This window comes from Aestuariibaculum sediminum, assembly GCF_014596945.1.
In the GTDB taxonomy this organism is placed as follows: domain Bacteria; phylum Bacteroidota; class Bacteroidia; order Flavobacteriales; family Flavobacteriaceae; genus Aestuariibaculum; species Aestuariibaculum sediminum.
Genome location: NZ_JACVXB010000019.1, coordinates 2501 through 5730, shown reverse-complemented (window position 1 = coordinate 5730; position 3230 = coordinate 2501). Strand labels below are relative to the sequence as shown.

Below are 3230 nucleotides of genomic sequence, written 5' to 3'. Positions count from 1 at the left end.
AAAAAAGGATAAAAAAAGTTTGTTTGGTAAGGAAAAAGCGGGGTATATTTGCAGCCCGTTAGCGGCGATGTTGCTAGGGATACGTTCATAAAAAGTTAGCGATACGGAGTTTAAAAGTTTGGTTTTCAGCCGGGTTTAAAAAACTTTAAAAAAATATCAAAAACGTGTTTGTAGAATAAAAAAAGGTTGTATGTTTGCAGCCGCAAAAACAGCGATGGTTGTGAGTAGCGAAGTTCTTATAAGATGAGTTGGTATAGTTGATAAGATTGGGGTCTAAGCGGCTTCAAAATTTTTTTCAAAAAAAGTATCAAAACAATTTGTGGGGTTTAAAAAAGGGTTTTATATTTGCACCCGCTTAACAAGGAAACGCGTTAAGAAAAGAAAGAAAAATAAGTTCATAAACATATTGAATTGACAGCGTAAGATATTAACTGGAAACGGTTAGTATTGACAAAGAGAATAGACCATTTTGAGTACTAGAGATTCTGATTAGTTGTTAAAATAATTAAAATTTAACGATGAAGAGTTTGATCCTGGCTCAGGATGAACGCTAGCGGCAGGCCTAACACATGCAAGTCGAGGGGTAACAGGAGAGCTTGCTCTTGCTGACGACCGGCGCACGGGTGCGTAACGCGTATACAATCTGCCTTGTACTGAGGGATAGCCCAGAGAAATTTGGATTAACACCTCATAGTATGTAGACCTCGCATGGGGATTACATTAAAGGTTACGGTACAAGATGAGTATGCGTCCTATTAGCTAGATGGAGTGGTAACGGCACCCCATGGCAACGATAGGTAGGGGGCCTGAGAGGGTTATCCCCCACACTGGTACTGAGACACGGACCAGACTCCTACGGGAGGCAGCAGTGAGGAATATTGGACAATGGAGGGAACTCTGATCCAGCCATGCCGCGTGCAGGAAGACTGCCCTATGGGTTGTAAACTGCTTTTATACGGGAAGAAACACTGGTTCGAGAAGCCAGCTTGACGGTACCGTAAGAATAAGGATCGGCTAACTCCGTGCCAGCAGCCGCGGTAATACGGAGGATCCAAGCGTTATCCGGAATCATTGGGTTTAAAGGGTCCGTAGGTGGAAGATTAAGTCAGAGGTGAAATCCTGCAGCTCAACTGTAGAATTGCCTTTGATACTGGTTTTCTTGAATCATTATGAAGTGGTTAGAATATGTAGTGTAGCGGTGAAATGCATAGATATTACATAGAATACCAATTGCGAAGGCAGATCACTAATAATGTATTGACACTGATGGACGAAAGCGTGGGGAGCGAACAGGATTAGATACCCTGGTAGTCCACGCCGTAAACGATGGATACTAGCTGTTCGAACTTCGGTTTGAGTGGCTAAGCGAAAGTGATAAGTATCCCACCTGGGGAGTACGTTCGCAAGAATGAAACTCAAAGGAATTGACGGGGGCCCGCACAAGCGGTGGAGCATGTGGTTTAATTCGATGATACGCGAGGAACCTTACCAGGGCTTAAATGTAAGTTGCATGATTTAGAGATAGATCTTTCTTCGGACTACTTACAAGGTGCTGCATGGTTGTCGTCAGCTCGTGCCGTGAGGTGTCAGGTTAAGTCCTATAACGAGCGCAACCCCTGTTGTTAGTTGCCAGCATGTAAAGATGGGAACTCTAGCAAGACTGCCAGTGCAAACTGCGAGGAAGGTGGGGATGACGTCAAATCATCACGGCCCTTACGTCCTGGGCTACACACGTGCTACAATGGTAGGGACAGAGAGCAGCTACCCCGCGAGGGGATGCGAATCTATAAACCCTATCTCAGTTCGGATCGGAGTCTGCAACTCGACTCCGTGAAGCTGGAATCGCTAGTAATCGCATATCAGCCATGATGCGGTGAATACGTTCCCGGGCCTTGTACACACCGCCCGTCAAGCCATGGAAGCTGGGAGTGCCTGAAGTCCGTCACCGCAAGGAGCGGCCTAGGGTAAAATCGGTAACTAGGGCTAAGTCGTAACAAGGTAGCCGTACCGGAAGGTGCGGCTGGAACACCTCCTTTCTAGAGAAAGACGACAATTAGTATCATATAAACTAGAGTAGGAATAGTTTATTCTCTGTTAGCTGTTAATTTAAAAGATAAGTCACCAGAATACGGTGCTCAGTAGAGATACTGAAAACTGCAAACTGAAGGACTATAAACAGTCTCATAGCTCAGCTGGTTAGAGCGCTACACTGATAATGTAGAGGTCGGCAGTTCGAGTCTGCCTGAGACTACGAGTAACCAGAGATGGTTAACGTTCATTAAAAAAGATTGAAAGGAAATTCTAGGAGTTGAGAGGTTATGAAACTCATAACTCATAACTAATAACTCATCACTTAAGAAATGGGGGATTAGCTCAGCTGGCTAGAGCGCCTGCCTTGCACGCAGGAGGTCATCGGTTCGACTCCGATATTCTCCACAAATTTAATTCTGAATTCAAAATTCTGAATTCAGAATTATAGAAAGTTCATTGACATATTGAAAAAAGATACATGAAAGATAGATATTAAATCTATTTTAAAAAAAATGTGATTATTTATATCAACAACGAGCGATATAAATAATCGATATTCACTAGATAATAATCTAGTGAATGAAACTCATTAAAAAAGCAAAAAGTACAATAAGCTAAATAAGGGCGTATGGGGAATGCCTAGGCTCTCAGAGGCGAAGAAGGACGTGATAAGCTGCGAAAAGCTGCGGGGATTGGCACATACAAATTGATCCGCAGATATCCGAATGGGGCAACCCACTATATTGAAGATATAGTATCCTTTACAGGAGGCGAACCCGGAGAACTGAAACATCTAAGTACCCGGAGGAGAAGAAAACAAAAGTGATTCCGTTAGTAGTGGCGAGCGAACGCGGATTAGCCCAAACCAGTGTTGTTACGGCAATACTGGGGTTGTAGGACTGCAATATTCGAGTTATGCTGAATCAGAACGCTTTGGAAAGAGCGACCAAAGAGGGTGATAGTCCCGTACGAGTAAAAATTAATAAGATAGCAGTATCCTGAGTAGTGCGGGGCACGTGAAACCCTGTATGAATTCGTGGGGACCATCCCATAAGGCTAAATACTCCTGAGAGACCGATAGTGAACTAGTACCGTGAGGGAAAGGTGAAAAGAACCCTGAATAAGGGAGTGAAATAGAACCTGAAACCATACGCTTACAAGCGGTCGGAGCCGAGAGGTGACGGCGTGCCTTTTGCATA

At 44.0% G+C, this 3230-nt stretch carries 2 tRNA genes and 2 rRNA genes (1 of these 4 cut by a window edge); all 4 read left to right on the top strand.

The features are described 5' to 3' along the window. Positions 1–515 precede the first annotated feature (515 nt). Positions 516–2036, top strand: a 16S ribosomal RNA gene (locus tag ICJ83_RS16855). Positions 2037–2177: 141 nt separating this feature from the next. After that, positions 2178–2251: transfer RNA gene (locus ICJ83_RS16850), tRNA-Ile, on the top strand. Between the two features lie 111 nt (positions 2252–2362). After that, positions 2363–2436, top strand: a tRNA-Ala gene (locus tag ICJ83_RS16845). Between the two features lie 202 nt (positions 2437–2638). Next, positions 2639–3230 (top strand): 23S ribosomal RNA (locus ICJ83_RS16840) (it continues 2230 nt past the right edge of the window). Together the 16S and 23S rRNA genes with 2 tRNA genes alongside form the textbook arrangement of a ribosomal RNA operon.